Source organism: Micromonospora sp. NPDC049089 (genome assembly GCF_040648775.1).
Lineage (GTDB): Bacteria > Actinomycetota > Actinomycetes > Mycobacteriales > Micromonosporaceae > Micromonospora.
The window spans coordinates 1-14,306 of sequence record NZ_JBEZEH010000189.1 but is presented as its reverse complement, the minus strand read 5'-3'; the positions used below and the strand labels follow the sequence as shown (position 1 = coordinate 14,306).

Here is a 14,306-nt window from a genome sequence, read left to right as displayed (position 1 = left end):
GAGCGGGGGCGACCCCGCTCCGCCGGTCCGTCCGCCGTGCCAGGCGCACGGTGGGCTCGGCTAGCGTGCCGGGCATGAACCGCGCCGCCGACCGGCTGGAACTGGTCGCCGATCCGGTCCGCCGGACCGGGCGGACACTGCTGTCCGCCGGGGTCGAGCAGTCGTACGTGGATGTCGAGGATCCCCGGCACCTGCACTTCGAGTACGTGCGGCGGATCGCCTCGGCCGTGGAGGTGGCGGCCCCGGCCGGCGCGCCGTTGAACGTCCTGCACCTGGGCGGCGGCGCGTTGACGTTGCCCCGCTGGCTGGCCGCCACCCGGCCCGGCTCCCCGCAACGGGTCGTCGAGCGGGACGCGGCGGTGGTCGAGCTGGTGGCCCGGGAGTTGCCGCCGCTGCCGCCGGAGGTGCGGGTGGAGGTCGCCGACGCCCGGGACGCCCTGACCGGCACCCCGGACGGCCGCTACGACCTGGTGATCGCCGACATCTACCGTGCGGCCCGGATGCCCCGGCACGTGCGCACCGTCGAGTTCGCCGCCGAGGTCGCCCGCGCCCTGCGCCCCGACGGGTTTTACCTGGTCAACGTCACCGACCTGCCTCCGCTGGTCGGCACCCGGGTGCAGGTGGCCACCTTGCGGGCGGTCTTCGCCGACGTGTGCGTGGTCGGGGACCGGCGGATGTTACGCGGCCGCAGGTACGGCAACCTGGTGCTGGCCGCGACCTCCCGCCCCGGCGGGCTGCCGGTGGCCCGGCTGGCGGTGGCCGCCCTGCGCGACCCGGTGCCCGGTGGGCTGCTGCACGCCGGCGCGCTCGACACGTTCGCCGCCGGCGCCCACCCCGTCACCGACGCCGACGACAACTCGCACCACTGATCGCCGTTGTGCCCCCATTGCCGGGTTTCCGACGGCCTGCGCGGGGAAGGCCCGCCGGATGAGCTACGTCGACGATCGGGTGACCGGCCGCCGAACTCTGATCGTGATCGGTCTGGTGCTGGCGACCGCACTCGCGCTGGGGTTCGTGTACGCGACCCGGCGGGTGCTGGTCTGGGCGGTGGTCGCCGCGTTCTTCGCCGTCGCGCTCAAGCCCCTCGTCGACCGGCTGCAACGCCGCTTCGTCCGGCGCCGGGCGCTGGCCACACTGCTGGTGTTCCTCGCCGCGTTCGTCCTGCTGGCGATCCTGGCAGCGCTCATCCTGGTGCCGCTGTTCGGGGAGTTGGGCCGCTTCGCCGACCGGGCACCCGAGCTGCTGCGGGAGGCCCGCGCCGGACGGGGCCCGGTGGGGCAGGCGCTGGAGCGCACCGGGGCACGCCGCTACGTCAGCGACCACTCCGAGCAGCTGCGCGACCTCGGCGGTCGCCTGCGCCAACCCGCTGTCGGTGTGCTGCGCGGCGTCGTCGAATCGGTCGCCGGGCTGGTCACGGTCATCGTGCTGGCGTACCTCATGGTGTTGGAGGCGCCGCGGATCACCCGCGGCCTGCTCGCGGCGGCCGGGGACGGTCATGGCGAGCGGCTGCGCCGGGTGGGCCGGGAGGTGTCGCGCACCGTGACCGGCTATCTCACCGGAAATCTGCTGATCAGCGTGATCTGCGGTGCGTTGACCTTCGTGGTGCTGACCCTCACCGGGGTGCCCTTCGCGGCGGTGATCGCCCTCCTGGTGGCGGTGGCCGACCTGATACCGCTGGTCGGGGCGACCCTCGGCGCGGTGATCGCGGCCGGTGCCGGGTTCCTGCACTCCCCCACCGCCGGGGTGGTGGTGCTGGTCTTCTTCGTGGTCTACCAGCAGGTGGAGAACCACCTGCTCCAGCCACTTATCCTGTCCCGCGCGGTCCGGCTGAACCCGTTGACGGTGCTCGTCAGCGTGCTGCTCGCGGCGGAGCTGGCCGGTCTGCTCGGCGCGCTGCTGGCCATCCCCGCCGCCGGCATCGTCCAGACCCTGCTGCGCGAGTACGGCCCGCGCCGGCTGCGGCCCGCCCCGCCCGCCGGTCCGGTCGCGCGGTCCGCGCAACCGGCCGGCTCCACCGACTGACCATTACGGGTACGGCCGGCGCCGCCACCTCCCCGCTCAGCGGGACCGGGACGCCACCTCGGGAGACGTGCTCTCCAGCGGCACCGCGTTCGCCGGCACCAGCCCCAACTGGACCGCGGACCGGGTCAACGCGGCGTCCAACGCCCAGTCCGCGCTGACCCGCGTGCGGTTTCCCGGCATCGCCATCAGGTGGTACGCCCGGGTGACCGCCTTGGCCGGCAGCCCGGCCAGGTTGACCTGCAACGGGTTCGCCGCCGCGTCCTTGCCACCCAGGTCGACGACCCAGCCGAGGTCGTGGTGCTTGTACGGCTTGCGGCGGCCGAACCCGTACGACGCGGCGATGTTCTGCGCCGCGCGCTTGCCCTGCCGCTGCGCGTGCTGAGCGGTCATCCCGCAGACCTTGCCCGGGTTGACCAGGTCGGGCACCGCGGCGGCGTCGCCGATGGCGTACACCTCCGGATAGCCGGGCACGTTGAGGAACTCGTCGGTGACCAGCCGACCCCGGTCGGTCCGCAGGCCCAGCTCGTTGACGAACGGGTCGGGGCGCACCCCCACACACCACACCAGGGTGCAGGTCGGCACGTACTCACCGTCGGTGAGCTTCACCCCGTCGCAGGTCGCCTCGGCGACCGAGGTGCCCATCCGCACGTCCACCCCACGCCGGTTGAGCACCTTGTGCGAGGTGTCCGACATCCGCTTGTCCAACTCCGGCAGCACCCGGGACGCCACGTCGAGCAGCATCCAGCGGGGCCGGACGGTGAGCCGGGGCCGTTGCGCGTGCAACGCGTCGGTGAACAGCTGCCCGTGCGCCGCGACCTCGGTGCCCGTGTAGCCCGCTCCGACCACCACGAACGTGGAGCGGGCCTGCTGCTCGGCCGGGTCCTCGGCCTGCTCGGCCAGTTCGACCTGACGGACGATGTGATCATGCAGGTAGACGGCCTCGGGCAGGCCACGGAAACCGTGCGCGTACTCGGTCACCCCGGGGATGGGCAGCAGCTTGTTGACGCTGCCCACGGCGAGCACCAGCCGGTCGTACGCCAGCCGGTTCTTCTCCCCCTCGGCCTGGGTGAAGCCGACCCAGCGGTTCTGCAGGTCCACGTGGTCCGCCTCGCCGATCACCACCCGTACGCCCTTGAGCGTCCCGGTGAGCGGCACGGCAATCCGTTTGGGCTCGACCACCCCGGCTGCCACCTCGGGCAGCAGCGGCAGGTAGAGGAAGTAGTCGGTGGAGTTCAGCACCACGATCTCGGCCCGGTCCCGGGCGATCCGGCTCAACGTCTTCGCCGCGTGGTAACCGGCGAACCCGGCCCCCACGATCACCACACGAGGTTTCGTCATTGCGGGCCGTTTCCCGTCGAAGCCCGCGACAAACGTCCGGCCTGCCAGCCGCGTTCAGCCATCCTCCCTCGCCAGCCGCGCTCAGCTCGGCTGGAGCCGGATGTGGCCGCTGCGACCGATCGCCTCGACCTCCCACTGTTGGCCGAACGCCCGGACCCGCTCGGCGACGATCCGGCCCAGTTCCTCCGGGACGTCCGGATCGAGGACCAGCCGGCCCTCGACCGGATTGATGCCGAGCATGGCGCGGATCAGGGCCAGCGGCGTGCCGGCCGCCCACGCCTGCGGGCTGCACGCGGTCGGGTACGGCACGGCGAACAGCAGCCGCTCCCGGTCGAAACCGCTGAGCGCCTCCGGTAACCGGTAACCGAACTGCTCGGCGGCCTCGATCATCGCCAGGCTGATCCGGTTCGACTCGGCCCGGTAGCCGTAGCGGGCCAGGCCGAGCGCGGCGATCGAGTTGTCGTGCGGCCAGACCGTGCCGAGGTGGTAGCCGAGGGCGTTGTAGGGCCGTTCCTCCCGGGACAGGGTGCGGATGCCCCAACCGGAGAACATGTCCGGTGACATGAGTTGTCGCACCACCGCGTCGGCGCGCTCCGGTGGCACGATTCCGCTCCACAGCAGGTGACCCATGTTCGAGGTCTTGGAGTCGACGCGGTTCTTGTCGCCGTCCAGGGCGACCGCGTAGTAGCCGCCCCGTTCCTCGATCCAGAAGTCCTGGTTGAACCTCTCGTACAGGGTGTTGGCCTGCTCGCGCAGCCGGTGCGCCGACGCGGGGTCGTCCAACGGCCCGTCGAACAACTCGGCCAGCCGCAGCTTGGCGTCGTAGGTGTAGCCCTGGAGGTCGCTGGTGGCCAGCGGGAGCACGGGGATTCGACCGTCGGCGAAGCACACCCCGTCCGGGGAGTCCCGCCAGCACTGGTTGCCCAGCCCTTCGTACGAGCGGGTGGCGTATTCGACGTAGCCGTCGCCGTCCCGGTCGCCGTACTCGTCGATCCAGCGCCACGCGGCCAGCGCGTTGTCGCGCAGTTGCTGGACGGTCGAGTCGTCGCCGGTCCACCGCCAGTACTCGGAGAGCAGGATCAGCCAGAGCTGGGTGGCGTCGGCGGTGCCGTAGTAGGGCCCGTACGGCTTCTCGCCGGAGCGGGTCAGCTCGCCGCTGCGTACCTCGTGCAGGATCTTGCCGGGCTCCTCGTCGGTGAAGTCGTCGCAGGCTTGGCCCTGAAGCCGGGCCAGCGCGAGCAGCGCGCCCTTCGCCAGGGTGGGTCCGGCGACCAACGTCTGGTAGGCGCTGATCAGGGTGTCCCGTCCGAAGACGGTGAGGAACCAGGGCAGTCCGGCACCGGGCAACATGATGCGCTGGCCCTTGACCTCCAGGTCGAGCCGCAGCGCCGACAGGTCGTCACGGGACTGGCGTACGGTGCGCTCCAGCGACGTGCTGTCGCTGCGCAACACCGCGCGGTTCTCGGTCCACCGGCGCAGCGGATCGTCGGCGCGACCGTGGAAGACGTCGGCGATGTCACCACGGACGGGCTCGACCACCCCCATGCCGTCCGGCAGCGGCACGTGCAGGTCCACCTTCCAGGACTCGCGGGGGCCCAGGTCAAGCTCCCAGACCAGGTCGTCGCCCTCGATGCGGTCGGCTGGCGTCGCGCAGCACACCCGGGTCTGGGCGCAGAAGTCACCGCTCTGGTAGGAGAAGCACAGTTCGGAACCGTCGGCGGCATGGTCCCGGCTGATCTCCGCGAAGCGGTCCCGGACCCTGGACTTGACCTCGAACAGGTCGGCGAAGTCGGCGTCGACGGCCAGCCGCAGCTCGAACCGGACCGGCTCCAACCGGAACGAGACCAGTTCCAGGCGTTCGTGCAGGCCGTCGCCGACGTAGCGCAGCCGCCGGATGGCCAGGCTGTTCGGCGGCAGCCCCGGCAGGTCGGGGTTGGTGAGCGTGTACTGCGCGGAGTAGTGCTCGATGGTCTCGGAGCGCAACACCAGCAACTCACTGCCGTCGATGGTCAATGTCCAACCGCTGAGCAGCCGGGTGTCCAGGTGCACGAGCCCACCGATGCTGCCCGGCGGGACGTCCCCCTGGGCGTTGGAGTACAGGAAGGTGGGCCCGCTGAGCACCGCGAGAGAGTCGGGTCCCAGTTCCGGCGGGATCGCCCGCTGATCGCCACTGTCCGAATTGACGATCGACAGACCGGGCATGGGGTCGGCAGGGGTCGCACGAACGGCAGCCATGACACCCACCGTAGGAAGCGGGGCACGGAGCGTCATCACCCGGTCTGGGTGAAAGGCCCGAGGCTCCTGGGGAACGAGTTGGCAAGCTCGCAACCGAGCTTCGGCAAATCGCCGGTGCGACCAGGGCTTTCGGGTCTCGTTGGTACGGCGGGGCCGGCCGACGAGTCAGGCGGGGGTTGGTGCGGTGATCGCCCAGCGCTCGTGGTCGCGCCAGGCGCCGTCGATGAACAGGTAGTCCGGAGAGAAACCCTCCAACCGGAAACCCAGCTTGCGGGCCACCCGCCGCGACGGCTCGTTGCCCGGTTGGATGTTCGCCTCCAGCCGGTGCAACCCGGCCGAGGTGAACGCGTGGTCGATCACCAGGGCGACGCCCGCCGAGGCGTGACCGGTCCCGCTGTACGGGAGGAACGCCGCGTATCCCAGGTAGCCACCGCGCAGCGCGCCGAGCACGATTCCGCTGATGTTCACGTAGCCGGCGATCTCGCCGCTGGCCCGGTCGCAGATCAGGTAGCCGGCGCTGTCGCGGCGACGGATCCGGCGCAGATAGAGCTCGTACTCCTCCGGGCTGGCCGGCGCGACCAACCAGGGATGGTGCAGGTCCCGACTGCGCAGCACGGCGGCGACGAACTCGTCCGAGTCGGTGGGCCGGGGTCGCCGGATCGCGGCGGGACCACCGGTACGCAGGTATCTCACGCCGGACCACTCTGACCGACCGGCGCCGCTGTTGTCCAACGATCGCGGCGCTTACCGGGGCTAGCGGGACGTCCGCAGGCTGAACTCCTGACCATCGGGGTCAGCCAGCACCAGCCGGCCTGTCCCATCCTGGCCGTCGTCGACCCGGGTCGCCCCGAGCGACAGCAGACGGTCGACCTCGACCTGCCAGTCGACGCCGACACCCGGCGCGAGGTCGAAACGCACCCGGTCCCGACCGCCGTTCGGCATGTGCGGCGGACCACCCCAGGTGATCTTCGTGCCACCCTGCGGCGACTGGATCGCCGTTTCCTCGTCCTGGTCCCAGACCAGCGGCCAGCCCAGCACCGCGCTCCAGAAGTAGCCGACCTTCTGCGAACCGTCGCAGGCCAGCGCACCGACGAAGCCGCAGCCGTCGAGGAAGTCGTTGCCCGGCTCGATGACGTCGAACTCGTTGCCCTCGGGATCGGCGAGCACCACATGATCGATCTCCGGGCCCTGCCCGATGTCGGCGTGCCGCGCGCCCAGCTCCAACGCACGGGCCACCGTCTGCCGCTGGTCCTCCAGCGAACTGCTGGTCAGATCGAAGTGCATCCGGTTCTGGACGACCTTCGGCTGGTCAGACGGCACGAAGCGCAGCCGGAGCTCGGGGTCGGCCCCCGGCAGGACCAGGACGCCGTCGCGCGGATCCTCCACCATGTCGCGACCAAGAAGCCCGGACCAGAATCGACCGAGGCGTACGGGCTGGGCTGCGTCACAGGTGATCGCGAACAGGTGAGCCGTCATCGCGCTGGTCATCTCCGATCCGACCGGATGCCGTACGGTCCTTGGGACGCAAAGCCTAGGGACGAGCCGGGCCTGCCGCACCCGAGTATTCGACGGCCACCGCCGGCACGGGCAGGCTTGTGATCCACTTGCCTGATGACTCGAACGCCCTCGCCCCCTTCGGCCGACGTCGAGGAGCGACTGTCACGGGAGCTGAACATCTGGCTGTGCACGGTGCGACGCGACGGGTCCCCGCACCTCACGCCGGTCTGGTTCGTCTACCTCTCCGCGACGTTCTGGGTCGGTTGCGAGAGCCGCAGCGTCAAGGCCCGCAATATCCTGGCCGACCCACGGGTGTCCCTGGCTCTGGAGAATGGCAACGCTCCGGTGGTGGCGGAGGGCGCCGCTCACGTGCACCAAAGTGGATTTCCGGGCACGGTCGTCGAGGCGTTCGCGCGCAAGTACGACGGCTGGAACGTCGGCCGGCAGGTCAGACCGGACGGTGAGCGGGCGCTCCTGGAGATCCCCGTCCGGCGGTGGCTGCTCGCGGGCACCGCCCAGTGAGTCGTCGATGAGAGAATCGGCCGGTGCTCGTCCGGCCCATCCTGCCTCAGCCGGGCGAGCGTTCCGTCAGAGCGGGCCGGGGAACGTCTGCTCCATCGGCATCGGCACCTGGAGGAAGGTGGTGCCGCGCATGTCCAGCCAGGCCCGGTCCGGCCCGCGCACCAGGCGCACCATCACCTCCTCGCAGGAGGGGCAGCGGGCGACGAGGCCCGGGGCGTTCGAGTAGACGTGCAGGCTGGCCATCGAACCGGTCGTCCCGCAGTTCTCACAGCGGCCCATCGCGCTGCTCAGGTCGACGGTGAACAGCTCACGCATCGGGCCGTCGAGCATGTTGCCGTCCAGGTACGACATCTCGGTCATCGAATCTCCTCGACACTGCGTGAGTGAGCGGCGGTCAGCCGGTGGGGCCGAACCGTTCGGTCTTGACCCGACGCGACGGGTGACCCAGCCCCACCAGCAGGTCGGCCACGGTCTCCACGAACGCGGTCGGGCCACAGACGTAGGTGAGTGGTTCCAGGTCCGGTGGCCACCCGTGCGTGTTGACGTCGGCCAGCCCGATCCGGTGCGGCTCGCCGCGCCAACCCTCGGGCGCCTCCCGGGTGTAGACGTACGCGACGTCGAGGCCGAAGTCGTCGCGGACCCGGCGGCGCAGCTCGTCGGCGTAGATCACGTCACCCGGGGTGCGCACCGAGTAGATCAGCCGGAACGGTGCCTTGCTGCCCACCGCCCGCCGCGCCCGGATCATCGCCATCAGCGGCACGACGCCGGAGCCGCCGGCGACCAGTTGCACCGGCGCGGTCTCCTCGGGTCGCCAGATGAACCAGCCGCCGAGCGGTCCGCGGACCTCGATCGGGTCGCCGTCCCCAAAGACATCAATGAGGTACGGCGACACCTCGCCGTCGTGCACCCGCTGCACTGTCACCTCGATGCGCGGTCCTCCCGGCCCGTCCACGGCCGGCCCGGCGATCGAGTACGACCGTGCCGCCTGGTAACCGTCCGGAGCGGTGAGTCGCAGGTCGACGTGCTGCCCCGGCAGGTGCCCCGGCCAGTCCGGCACCTCCAGCACCAGGGTCTGCGCGGACGGTGTCTCCACCCGGCGCTCCACCAGCCGGCCGACCTGCCAACGGTTGGGCGTCCGGCGCTGGGTGCTCGTCGCCGCCGCGCGCTCAGTCACCCTGGTACCGCTGTTCGCGCCACGGGTCGCCGTAGTCGTGGTACCCGGCGGTCTCCCAGAACCCTGGCTCGTCCATCGTCTTGAGTCGGAGGCCGCGCACCCACTTGGCGGACTTCCAGAAGTACAGGTGCGGCACCAGCAGTCGCGCCGGCCCGCCGTGCTCAGCGGGCAGCGGGGCGCCGTCGAAGGTGTGCACCACCCAGGCCTGACCGCCGCGCAGGTCGTCGAGCGGCAGGTTGGTGGTGTACCCGCCGTAGGAGTGCGCCAGCGCGAAGTGCGCCCCCGTGTCCACGTCGGCGAGCAGCGTGTCCAGTGAGACACCCTTCCAGTTGGTGCCGAGCTTGGACCAGCGGGTGACGCAGTGGATGTCGACAGTCGGCGTCTCCTGCGGCAGGGCCATCAACTCCTGCCACGACCACCTGTGGTCGCTGCCGTTCTCGGCGGAGATGACGAACTCCCAGGTGTCCAGTGACACCCGGGGCGTCGGACCGGCCGAGAGCACCGGAAAGTCCTCGGTCAGATACTGACCGGGTGGCAGGGCCGGCTCCTGCGTTCGGGGCCGACCCTGAAAGCCCGGTGACACGATTCCCATTGCACAGTCGTACCACTCGCGCCGGTGAGGGCGGGAGCTTTCCCGCGTACCCCCTCGTGAGCCGGCGCGGCGCGGTCAGTGCCGCTCCGCGACGACAGTGCGGTCCTTGGGCAGGTCGCCGCCGCGGGTGGCGCGCAGGCTGGTCACCGTGACCACCACCAGCACACCGATGATCACGCCGAGCGAGGCCAGGGTGGGGATCTGCGGCACGCTGTCCCAGATGCCGTGCGCCCAGTGCAGACCCAGCTTGAGGCCGATGAACGCCAGGATGATGGCCAGGCCGTAGCTGAGGTGCACCAGCCGGCTCAGTGCCGCGTGCAGGACGAAGTAGAGCGCCCGCAGGCCGAGCAGGGCGAACGCGTTGGTGGCGAACACCAGGTACGGGTCCTCGGTGATGCCGTAGACGGCCGGCACCGAGTCGACAGCGAAGACGATGTCGGTGGCCAGGACCGCGACCACCACAAGGGCGAACGGCGTGAGTGCGCGCTTCGCGCCCTGCCGGACGGTCATCTTGGTGCCGTGGTAGTCGTCGACCACCGGCATGACCTTGCGCAGCAGCTTCACCGAACGCATCTTGTTGATGTCGACCTCCTGCTGATGCCCGGACAGGGCATCGCGCAGCAGCTTCACCGCGGTGGCGATCAGGATGATCGCGAAGAGCAGGAAGGCGAAGTCGAGGGTCTGCAACGCCGCCGCGCCGAGGGCGATGAAGACGGCCCGCAGCACCAGCGCACCGGCGATGCCGTAGAGCAGCACCCGCTGGGCGAGCACCGCCGGCACCGCGAACGCCGTCAGCAGCAACATGAAGACGAAGAGGTTGTCGACCGAGAGCGACTTCTCCACCAGGTAACCGGTCAGGTATTCGACGCCCTGCTGGGAGCCGAAGCGGGCCCAGACCCAGGCGCCGAACGCCAGCGGCAGCGCTATGTAGAACGCCGACCAGCCGATGGCCTCCCGCATGGACACCTCGTGCGGGCGACGGGTGACCAGGAAGTCCAGCACCAACAGCAGGAGGACCCCGATGATGGTGACCGCCCACAGCGTGGGAGTGCCCACCGACGACAGGTCACTGGCGGCGGACAGATATGACACATGATTCATGTTGGGTCTCCTCGAACACCGTCATGTTCGAGGTCTCCTTCACCCACCACCTGGTGGACAACCACCCGAGGCGCGCCGGGCGCGCCGTACTGACCGGAATGGTTCGTGGGAAGTACTCCCCTCGCACGACAAGGTTAGGCCAGGTGGAATCACGACGCCAAGCGGGACATCGGTGGTTGCCCTGGTAAACCGCTGTGTACGCCCGGTACGAGCACTGTCAACCGCGGCGAAGCGTCGCCCCCGGGGCCATCGCCTGCTCGACCAGGCCCCGATAGTCACGCGGGAGTTGCGTCGCCACGTCGTCGAACTCACCGCCGGTGATCGCCTCCCGCAGGGTGGTGAAGACCGCCCGACTGGCGTCCCGGGCGGCCGGCTCGTCCACCCCGGCGCGCAGAGCGACCCGGGCGACGAACTCGGCCGCACCGAACCGGTCCGCCTGCTCGGTGCTCGGGCTCGGCTTGAGCACCAGTTGCAACGGCTGCGGCAGCTGAGCGGCAAGGTCCAGATTCTCACCGCCGGTCAACCGCTCAGCGAACGTCTCCAACACGGCCCGGGTCAGCTCGACCGCCCGCTCGGACGACGTCGCGGTGCGCTGGGAAACCTGGTCGATGAAGGTGTCGTAGTTCATCGCGTACTCCCTTGGCTCGCGTCGGCGCCTGCGGGTACCCGCGGCGGCCGAGGAGAAACGGCACCGGGTTTCCTGCGTCGGGCGGGCGTGACCGGCCAGCGGGCGGGTAACCGCCGCCGGTCGTCACCACATCGATGCCCGAGGGAGCCCACGCCATGGCGAGCTACGCCGACGTCCTGCAGTACCTGTCGAGCCTGGACTACCCGGCCGAGAAGAACGACGTGGTCCGCGAGGCCGAACGGGAGGGTGCCCCGCCAGACGTGCTGAAGGCGCTGCGCGCCCTGCCGCCGGTCGACTACGCCAACGGGACCGAGGTGGCCCGGTCGGCCGGGATCGAGGCTGCGCCCGAGGTCGGCCCCGCCCAGCGGGCCGAGCAGGCCCGGGACAAGAAGCACAATCGGGTCTCGCAGCACCTGCGCGGCATCTGACCCGGCAGTGACGCCCACCACCCCGACCCGGGAGCGTCCCGAATGACCCAGACCGGCCCCGACCGGCCAGCGGACGTGCGTTTCCCGGCTGCGAAGCAGCTCGCCGTCGTGGCGGTGGCCGGCGTCGTCGCCGGCTGCGTCTTCGCGCTGCTGCTTCCCCTGCCGCTCGCCGCGCTGGCTGGCTGGGACGTGGGCGCGCTGAGCTGGCTCGTGCTGGTCTGGCACAAAATTTGGCCGATGGACGCCCTGCGGACCGCCCAGCTGGCCGTCCACGAGGACCCGAACCGGGCGATCCGGGACGCCCTGTTGCTCGTCGCCTGCCTGGCCAGCCTGCTGGCCGTCGGGTTGGTCGTGGCCAGCGCGCAGAGCGCGCCCCCCGGGACGACCCGGGAGCTGCACAGCGGCCTGGGCGTGCTCAGCGTGGTGCTCTCCTGGTTCGTGGTCCACACCGTGTTCGCCGCCCGGTACGCCCGGATCTACTACACCGGCCCGGACGGCGGGGTGAACTTCAACCAGCCCGAGCCGCCGTGCTACTCCGACTTCGCCTATGTCGCGTTCACCATCGGGACGACGTTCCAGATCTCCGACACCAACCTGACCAGCAACGAGATGCGTCGTACGGTGCTGCGCCACTCGATGGTGTCGTACCTGTTCGGCGCGTTCATCATCGCCGTGACGGTGAACCTGCTGGCGGGTCTGGCGGGATGACGGCTGGTGACGCTCCGGGCCGCTCAGTCCCCCGGAGCGCGACACGGGGCGGGGCCAATCGAAAGGGCCGGGACAGGCGGGCGCCCCTGGTCACGAACCGCGACCCAGGGCGCCACGCAAGCCTGCCCAGGCGGTGAACCGCATCCGAACCGGTCGCGGTCACCAGGCGGTGGAGGCTCGCTCGAACCGAGCGGCCAGCACTGCCGGGTCCAACCATACGGCAGACCATCCTCCGTTTGGTCAGAATTTGGGGAAGTGTGGGCCAGGGCACGTCACGGCCGACCGGGGCCGGCCCGGCGATCTTGCAGTTTCTGTCGCGACAGAACCCGCAGAATCCCACATTCCGGGGACCGAAACTGCAAGATCGACGAGATGCGGGGCGTCAGCCGTGCAGGCCACCCGTGCGGTCGCGGGCCTTCAGGCGGGTCGTGGGCAGGGCGGGCGCCGGCAGCGGCGGCGCCGAGTCGTCGGCGACCACACCGAAGCGCCCGTCACCGGCCATCCAGTCCTCCCGGGCGGCGGCGATCTCCTCGTGGGACCGACCCACGAAGTTCCACCACATCACCAACGGCTCCTCGAACGGCGTACCGCCCAGCAGCAGCAACCGGGCCCCGGCCCCGCCCCGCACTGTCAGCTCCCGGCGGCCCGAGCCCAGATACAGCAGCGCCCCCGGCTCGAACCCGACCCCGGCCGCCTCCGCGGACCCGGACATCGCCAGTACGGCGTACTCAAAATCGGGCCGCAACGCCATCGTCGCCGGCGCCTCACCGCTCAACTCCAGCTGCACCCCCACCAACGGGGTGTGCACCACCGCCGGTGACCGCTCCCCGGCGAACTCGCCGACCAGCACCGTGCCGTCCAGATCGCCGTCCCGCCAGCGCGGCAGGTCGGCGTGGTGCGCGAAGTCGGCCGCTCCGGCCCGCGCCGGGTCCGGCAGAGCCACCCAGAGCTGCACACCGTGCATCACCGGCGGATGAGTGGCCGGCGAGCGCTCCGAGTGGGCGATACCGTTCCCGGAGGTCATCACATTCAGTTGGCCGGGCACGATCGGCTGGACGTTGCCGAGGCTGTCCCGGTGCAGAATTTCGCCGTCGAGCAGCCAGGTCACCGTCTGCAGCCCGGTGTGCGGGTGCGGCGGCACCTCCATGCCGGGCCGCTGCGCCACATCGTCCGGGCCGAAATGATCCACGAAACACCACGCGCCGACCATCCGGCGCGCACGCTGCGGAAGCAGCCGCCGCACAGTGGTGTACCGGCCCAACGGCACGTCGTGGCCGGGCAACAACACACTGCCGGGATCGACGTCGGCCACGCCAGGCGGTCGGGTCTGCGCCAGCATTGATTCAGTACGCTCCACCGCCCGACTGTACGCGCACGCCCGTTCGCGACCGCGTCGCTTCCAGCCAGGGGCGGGCGGGGTTCACCAACCAGTGGTTGTCAGTGTGGCTGGCCCGGCGGGCGCTGGCCCGGCGGGCGCTGGCCCGGGCCCTGGTTCACCGGTTGCTGGAGGAGACCAGCACGCTGTTGGCACCGGCGACCAGGTCCAGGTACAGGCGCTCCGGCGACCGGTCCCAACCCGGCGTACCCAGCACCGAGCCCGCGGCCACCCCGTCCCAGCGGTCGTCGCGTACCACCACCGAGCCGGCGCCGGCTCCCGCCCGAACCCGTACCGGAGTCTCCCCCGGGACCCGGACGTCGAGCTGGCTGGTCCCACCGGTGAGTCGTACGGTCAGGATGCTGGCGGGCTGGTCTGAGCGCGGGCCGGTGGGGTTACTGGAACCGTCGGCGGTGATCGGTGGCAGGAGAATCTCGGTACGGCTGGAGCCTCCGGCGATTTCCACACCCAGCAGGCGGGCCCGGGTCAGGTCCAACACCTGACTGCTCACCCCGCCGACGAGGTGGACACGCCAGGCGACCCGCTCGTTGAGCAACACCCGCACCGCCCGTGGCCCGCGCGTACCGGACTCCACGAGGTCGAGCAGGAACGTCGTCCGCCCGGCGGCAGCAGAAAGGCGGGGGGGGGGGGCCCCCGGGGGGGGGGGGGGGGCCCGGGGCGCGGGC

Annotated in this window: 16 protein-coding genes; 5 read left to right on the top strand and 11 right to left on the bottom strand. The window is 70.9% G+C overall.

Annotated features, from left to right (window positions below; all coding sequences use genetic code 11):
• Nucleotides 1-74 precede the first annotated feature (74 nt).
• Both AB0B48_RS26350 and AB0B48_RS26345 read left to right on the top strand, forming a co-directional pair.
• Nucleotides 75-869, top strand: a complete 795-nt coding sequence (locus AB0B48_RS26350) for a fused MFS/spermidine synthase (protein WP_357206201.1) — start codon at nt 75-77, stop codon at nt 867-869.
• Between the two features lie 58 nt (nt 870-927).
• Nucleotides 928-2,022, top strand: coding sequence for an AI-2E family transporter (locus AB0B48_RS26345; RefSeq protein WP_357206199.1), 1,095 nt, complete (start codon nt 928-930; stop codon nt 2,020-2,022).
• A gap of 36 nt (nt 2,023-2,058) precedes the next feature.
• Here the strand turns inward: AB0B48_RS26345 and AB0B48_RS26340 are convergent, their stop codons facing one another.
• From AB0B48_RS26340 to AB0B48_RS26325, 4 genes are all read right to left on the bottom strand, one after another.
• Entirely contained in the window at nt 2,059-3,360 is a 1,302-nt protein-coding gene (locus tag AB0B48_RS26340; protein WP_357206197.1) for an NAD(P)/FAD-dependent oxidoreductase, read from the bottom strand.
• Nucleotides 3,361-3,441: 81 nt separating this feature from the next.
• A complete protein-coding gene (locus AB0B48_RS26335) occupies nt 3,442-5,595 on the bottom strand; it encodes a glycogen debranching N-terminal domain-containing protein (RefSeq protein ID WP_357206195.1) in 2,154 nt (717 codons plus the stop codon).
• 165 nt (nt 5,596-5,760) lie between these two features.
• On the bottom strand, nt 5,761-6,288 hold the full coding sequence (locus tag AB0B48_RS26330; RefSeq protein ID WP_357206193.1) for a GNAT family protein: 528 nt from the start codon (nt 6,286-6,288) through the stop codon (nt 5,761-5,763).
• Nucleotides 6,289-6,348: 60 nt separating this feature from the next.
• Complete coding sequence (locus tag AB0B48_RS26325; RefSeq protein WP_357206203.1) at nt 6,349-7,071, bottom strand: VOC family protein; 723 nt, start codon at nt 7,069-7,071, stop codon at nt 6,349-6,351.
• Nucleotides 7,072-7,206: 135 nt separating this feature from the next.
• Between AB0B48_RS26325 and AB0B48_RS26320 the strand changes: the two genes are divergently transcribed.
• Nucleotides 7,207-7,614, top strand: a complete 408-nt coding sequence (locus AB0B48_RS26320; RefSeq protein ID WP_357206191.1) for a pyridoxamine 5'-phosphate oxidase family protein — start codon at nt 7,207-7,209, stop codon at nt 7,612-7,614.
• A 66-nt stretch (nt 7,615-7,680) separates the two neighbouring features.
• On the opposite strand, the gene AB0B48_RS26315 is transcribed toward AB0B48_RS26320, so the two are convergent.
• The 5 genes from AB0B48_RS26315 to AB0B48_RS26295 all read right to left on the bottom strand — a co-directional run bounded on the left by AB0B48_RS26315 (nt 7,681) and on the right by AB0B48_RS26295 (nt 11,109).
• Entirely contained in the window at nt 7,681-7,974 is a 294-nt protein-coding gene (locus AB0B48_RS26315) for a DUF6510 family protein (RefSeq protein ID WP_355009041.1), read from the bottom strand.
• A 34-nt stretch (nt 7,975-8,008) separates the two neighbouring features.
• Nucleotides 8,009-8,788 carry a ferredoxin reductase gene (locus tag AB0B48_RS26310; protein WP_357206188.1) on the bottom strand — a complete coding sequence of 260 codons (780 nt, stop codon included), beginning with the start codon at nt 8,786-8,788 and terminating at the stop codon, nt 8,009-8,011.
• The gene (locus AB0B48_RS26305) at nt 8,781-9,380 is read right to left on the bottom strand and encodes a sulfite oxidase-like oxidoreductase (RefSeq protein ID WP_357206186.1); all 600 of its coding nucleotides are present in this window, start codon (nt 9,378-9,380) and stop codon (nt 8,781-8,783) included. Before AB0B48_RS26305 ends, AB0B48_RS26310 begins: the two co-directional genes overlap by 8 nt.
• A gap of 75 nt (nt 9,381-9,455) precedes the next feature.
• Nucleotides 9,456-10,481, bottom strand: coding sequence for a TerC/Alx family metal homeostasis membrane protein (locus AB0B48_RS26300; RefSeq protein ID WP_357206184.1), 1,026 nt, complete (start codon nt 10,479-10,481; stop codon nt 9,456-9,458).
• A 217-nt stretch (nt 10,482-10,698) separates the two neighbouring features.
• The gene (locus AB0B48_RS26295) at nt 10,699-11,109 is read right to left on the bottom strand and encodes a DUF2267 domain-containing protein (protein ID WP_179778796.1); all 411 of its coding nucleotides are present in this window, start codon (nt 11,107-11,109) and stop codon (nt 10,699-10,701) included.
• A gap of 155 nt (nt 11,110-11,264) precedes the next feature.
• Here AB0B48_RS26295 and AB0B48_RS26290 point away from each other — a divergent pair, with 155 nt between their 5' ends.
• Both AB0B48_RS26290 and AB0B48_RS26285 read left to right on the top strand, forming a co-directional pair.
• Nucleotides 11,265-11,537 (top strand): DUF2795 domain-containing protein, encoded by a 273-nt coding sequence (locus tag AB0B48_RS26290; protein ID WP_184186396.1) that lies wholly within the window; start codon nt 11,265-11,267, stop codon nt 11,535-11,537.
• A 42-nt stretch (nt 11,538-11,579) separates the two neighbouring features.
• Nucleotides 11,580-12,245: a DUF1345 domain-containing protein gene (locus AB0B48_RS26285; protein ID WP_357206181.1), complete on the top strand. Its 666-nt coding sequence runs from the start codon at nt 11,580-11,582 to the stop codon at nt 12,243-12,245.
• A 382-nt stretch (nt 12,246-12,627) separates the two neighbouring features.
• Here the strand turns inward: AB0B48_RS26285 and AB0B48_RS26280 are convergent, their stop codons facing one another.
• Nucleotides 12,628-13,602 (bottom strand): pirin family protein, encoded by a 975-nt coding sequence (locus AB0B48_RS26280; protein WP_355009046.1) that lies wholly within the window; start codon nt 13,600-13,602, stop codon nt 12,628-12,630.
• A gap of 136 nt (nt 13,603-13,738) precedes the next feature.
• Nucleotides 13,739-14,215 carry a hypothetical protein gene (locus tag AB0B48_RS26275; RefSeq protein ID WP_357206179.1) on the bottom strand — a complete coding sequence of 159 codons (477 nt, stop codon included), beginning with the start codon at nt 14,213-14,215 and terminating at the stop codon, nt 13,739-13,741.
• Nucleotides 14,216-14,306: the final 91 nt, after the last annotated feature.

Bases quoted from the DNA above. Each gene is read 5' to 3' on its own strand.
- AB0B48_RS26350 (WP_357206201.1), top strand. From the start codon at position 75: ATGAACCGCGCCGCCGACCGGCTGGAACTGGTCGCCGATCCGGTCCGC.
- AB0B48_RS26345 (WP_357206199.1), top strand. From the start codon at position 928: ATGAGCTACGTCGACGATCGGGTGACCGGCCGCCGAACTCTGATCGTG.
- AB0B48_RS26340 (WP_357206197.1), bottom strand. From the start codon at position 3,360: ATGACGAAACCTCGTGTGGTGATCGTGGGGGCCGGGTTCGCCGGTTAC.
- AB0B48_RS26335 (WP_357206195.1), bottom strand. From the start codon at position 5,595: ATGGCTGCCGTTCGTGCGACCCCTGCCGACCCCATGCCCGGTCTGTCG.
- AB0B48_RS26325 (WP_357206203.1), bottom strand. From the start codon at position 7,071: ATGACGGCTCACCTGTTCGCGATCACCTGTGACGCAGCCCAGCCCGTA.
- AB0B48_RS26320 (WP_357206191.1), top strand. From the start codon at position 7,207: ATGACTCGAACGCCCTCGCCCCCTTCGGCCGACGTCGAGGAGCGACTG.
- AB0B48_RS26315 (WP_355009041.1), bottom strand. From the start codon at position 7,974: ATGACCGAGATGTCGTACCTGGACGGCAACATGCTCGACGGCCCGATG.
- AB0B48_RS26305 (WP_357206186.1), bottom strand. From the start codon at position 9,380: ATGGGAATCGTGTCACCGGGCTTTCAGGGTCGGCCCCGAACGCAGGAG.
- AB0B48_RS26300 (WP_357206184.1), bottom strand. From the start codon at position 10,481: ATGAATCATGTGTCATATCTGTCCGCCGCCAGTGACCTGTCGTCGGTG.
- AB0B48_RS26295 (WP_179778796.1), bottom strand. From the start codon at position 11,109: ATGAACTACGACACCTTCATCGACCAGGTTTCCCAGCGCACCGCGACG.
- AB0B48_RS26290 (WP_184186396.1), top strand. From the start codon at position 11,265: ATGGCGAGCTACGCCGACGTCCTGCAGTACCTGTCGAGCCTGGACTAC.
- AB0B48_RS26285 (WP_357206181.1), top strand. From the start codon at position 11,580: ATGACCCAGACCGGCCCCGACCGGCCAGCGGACGTGCGTTTCCCGGCT.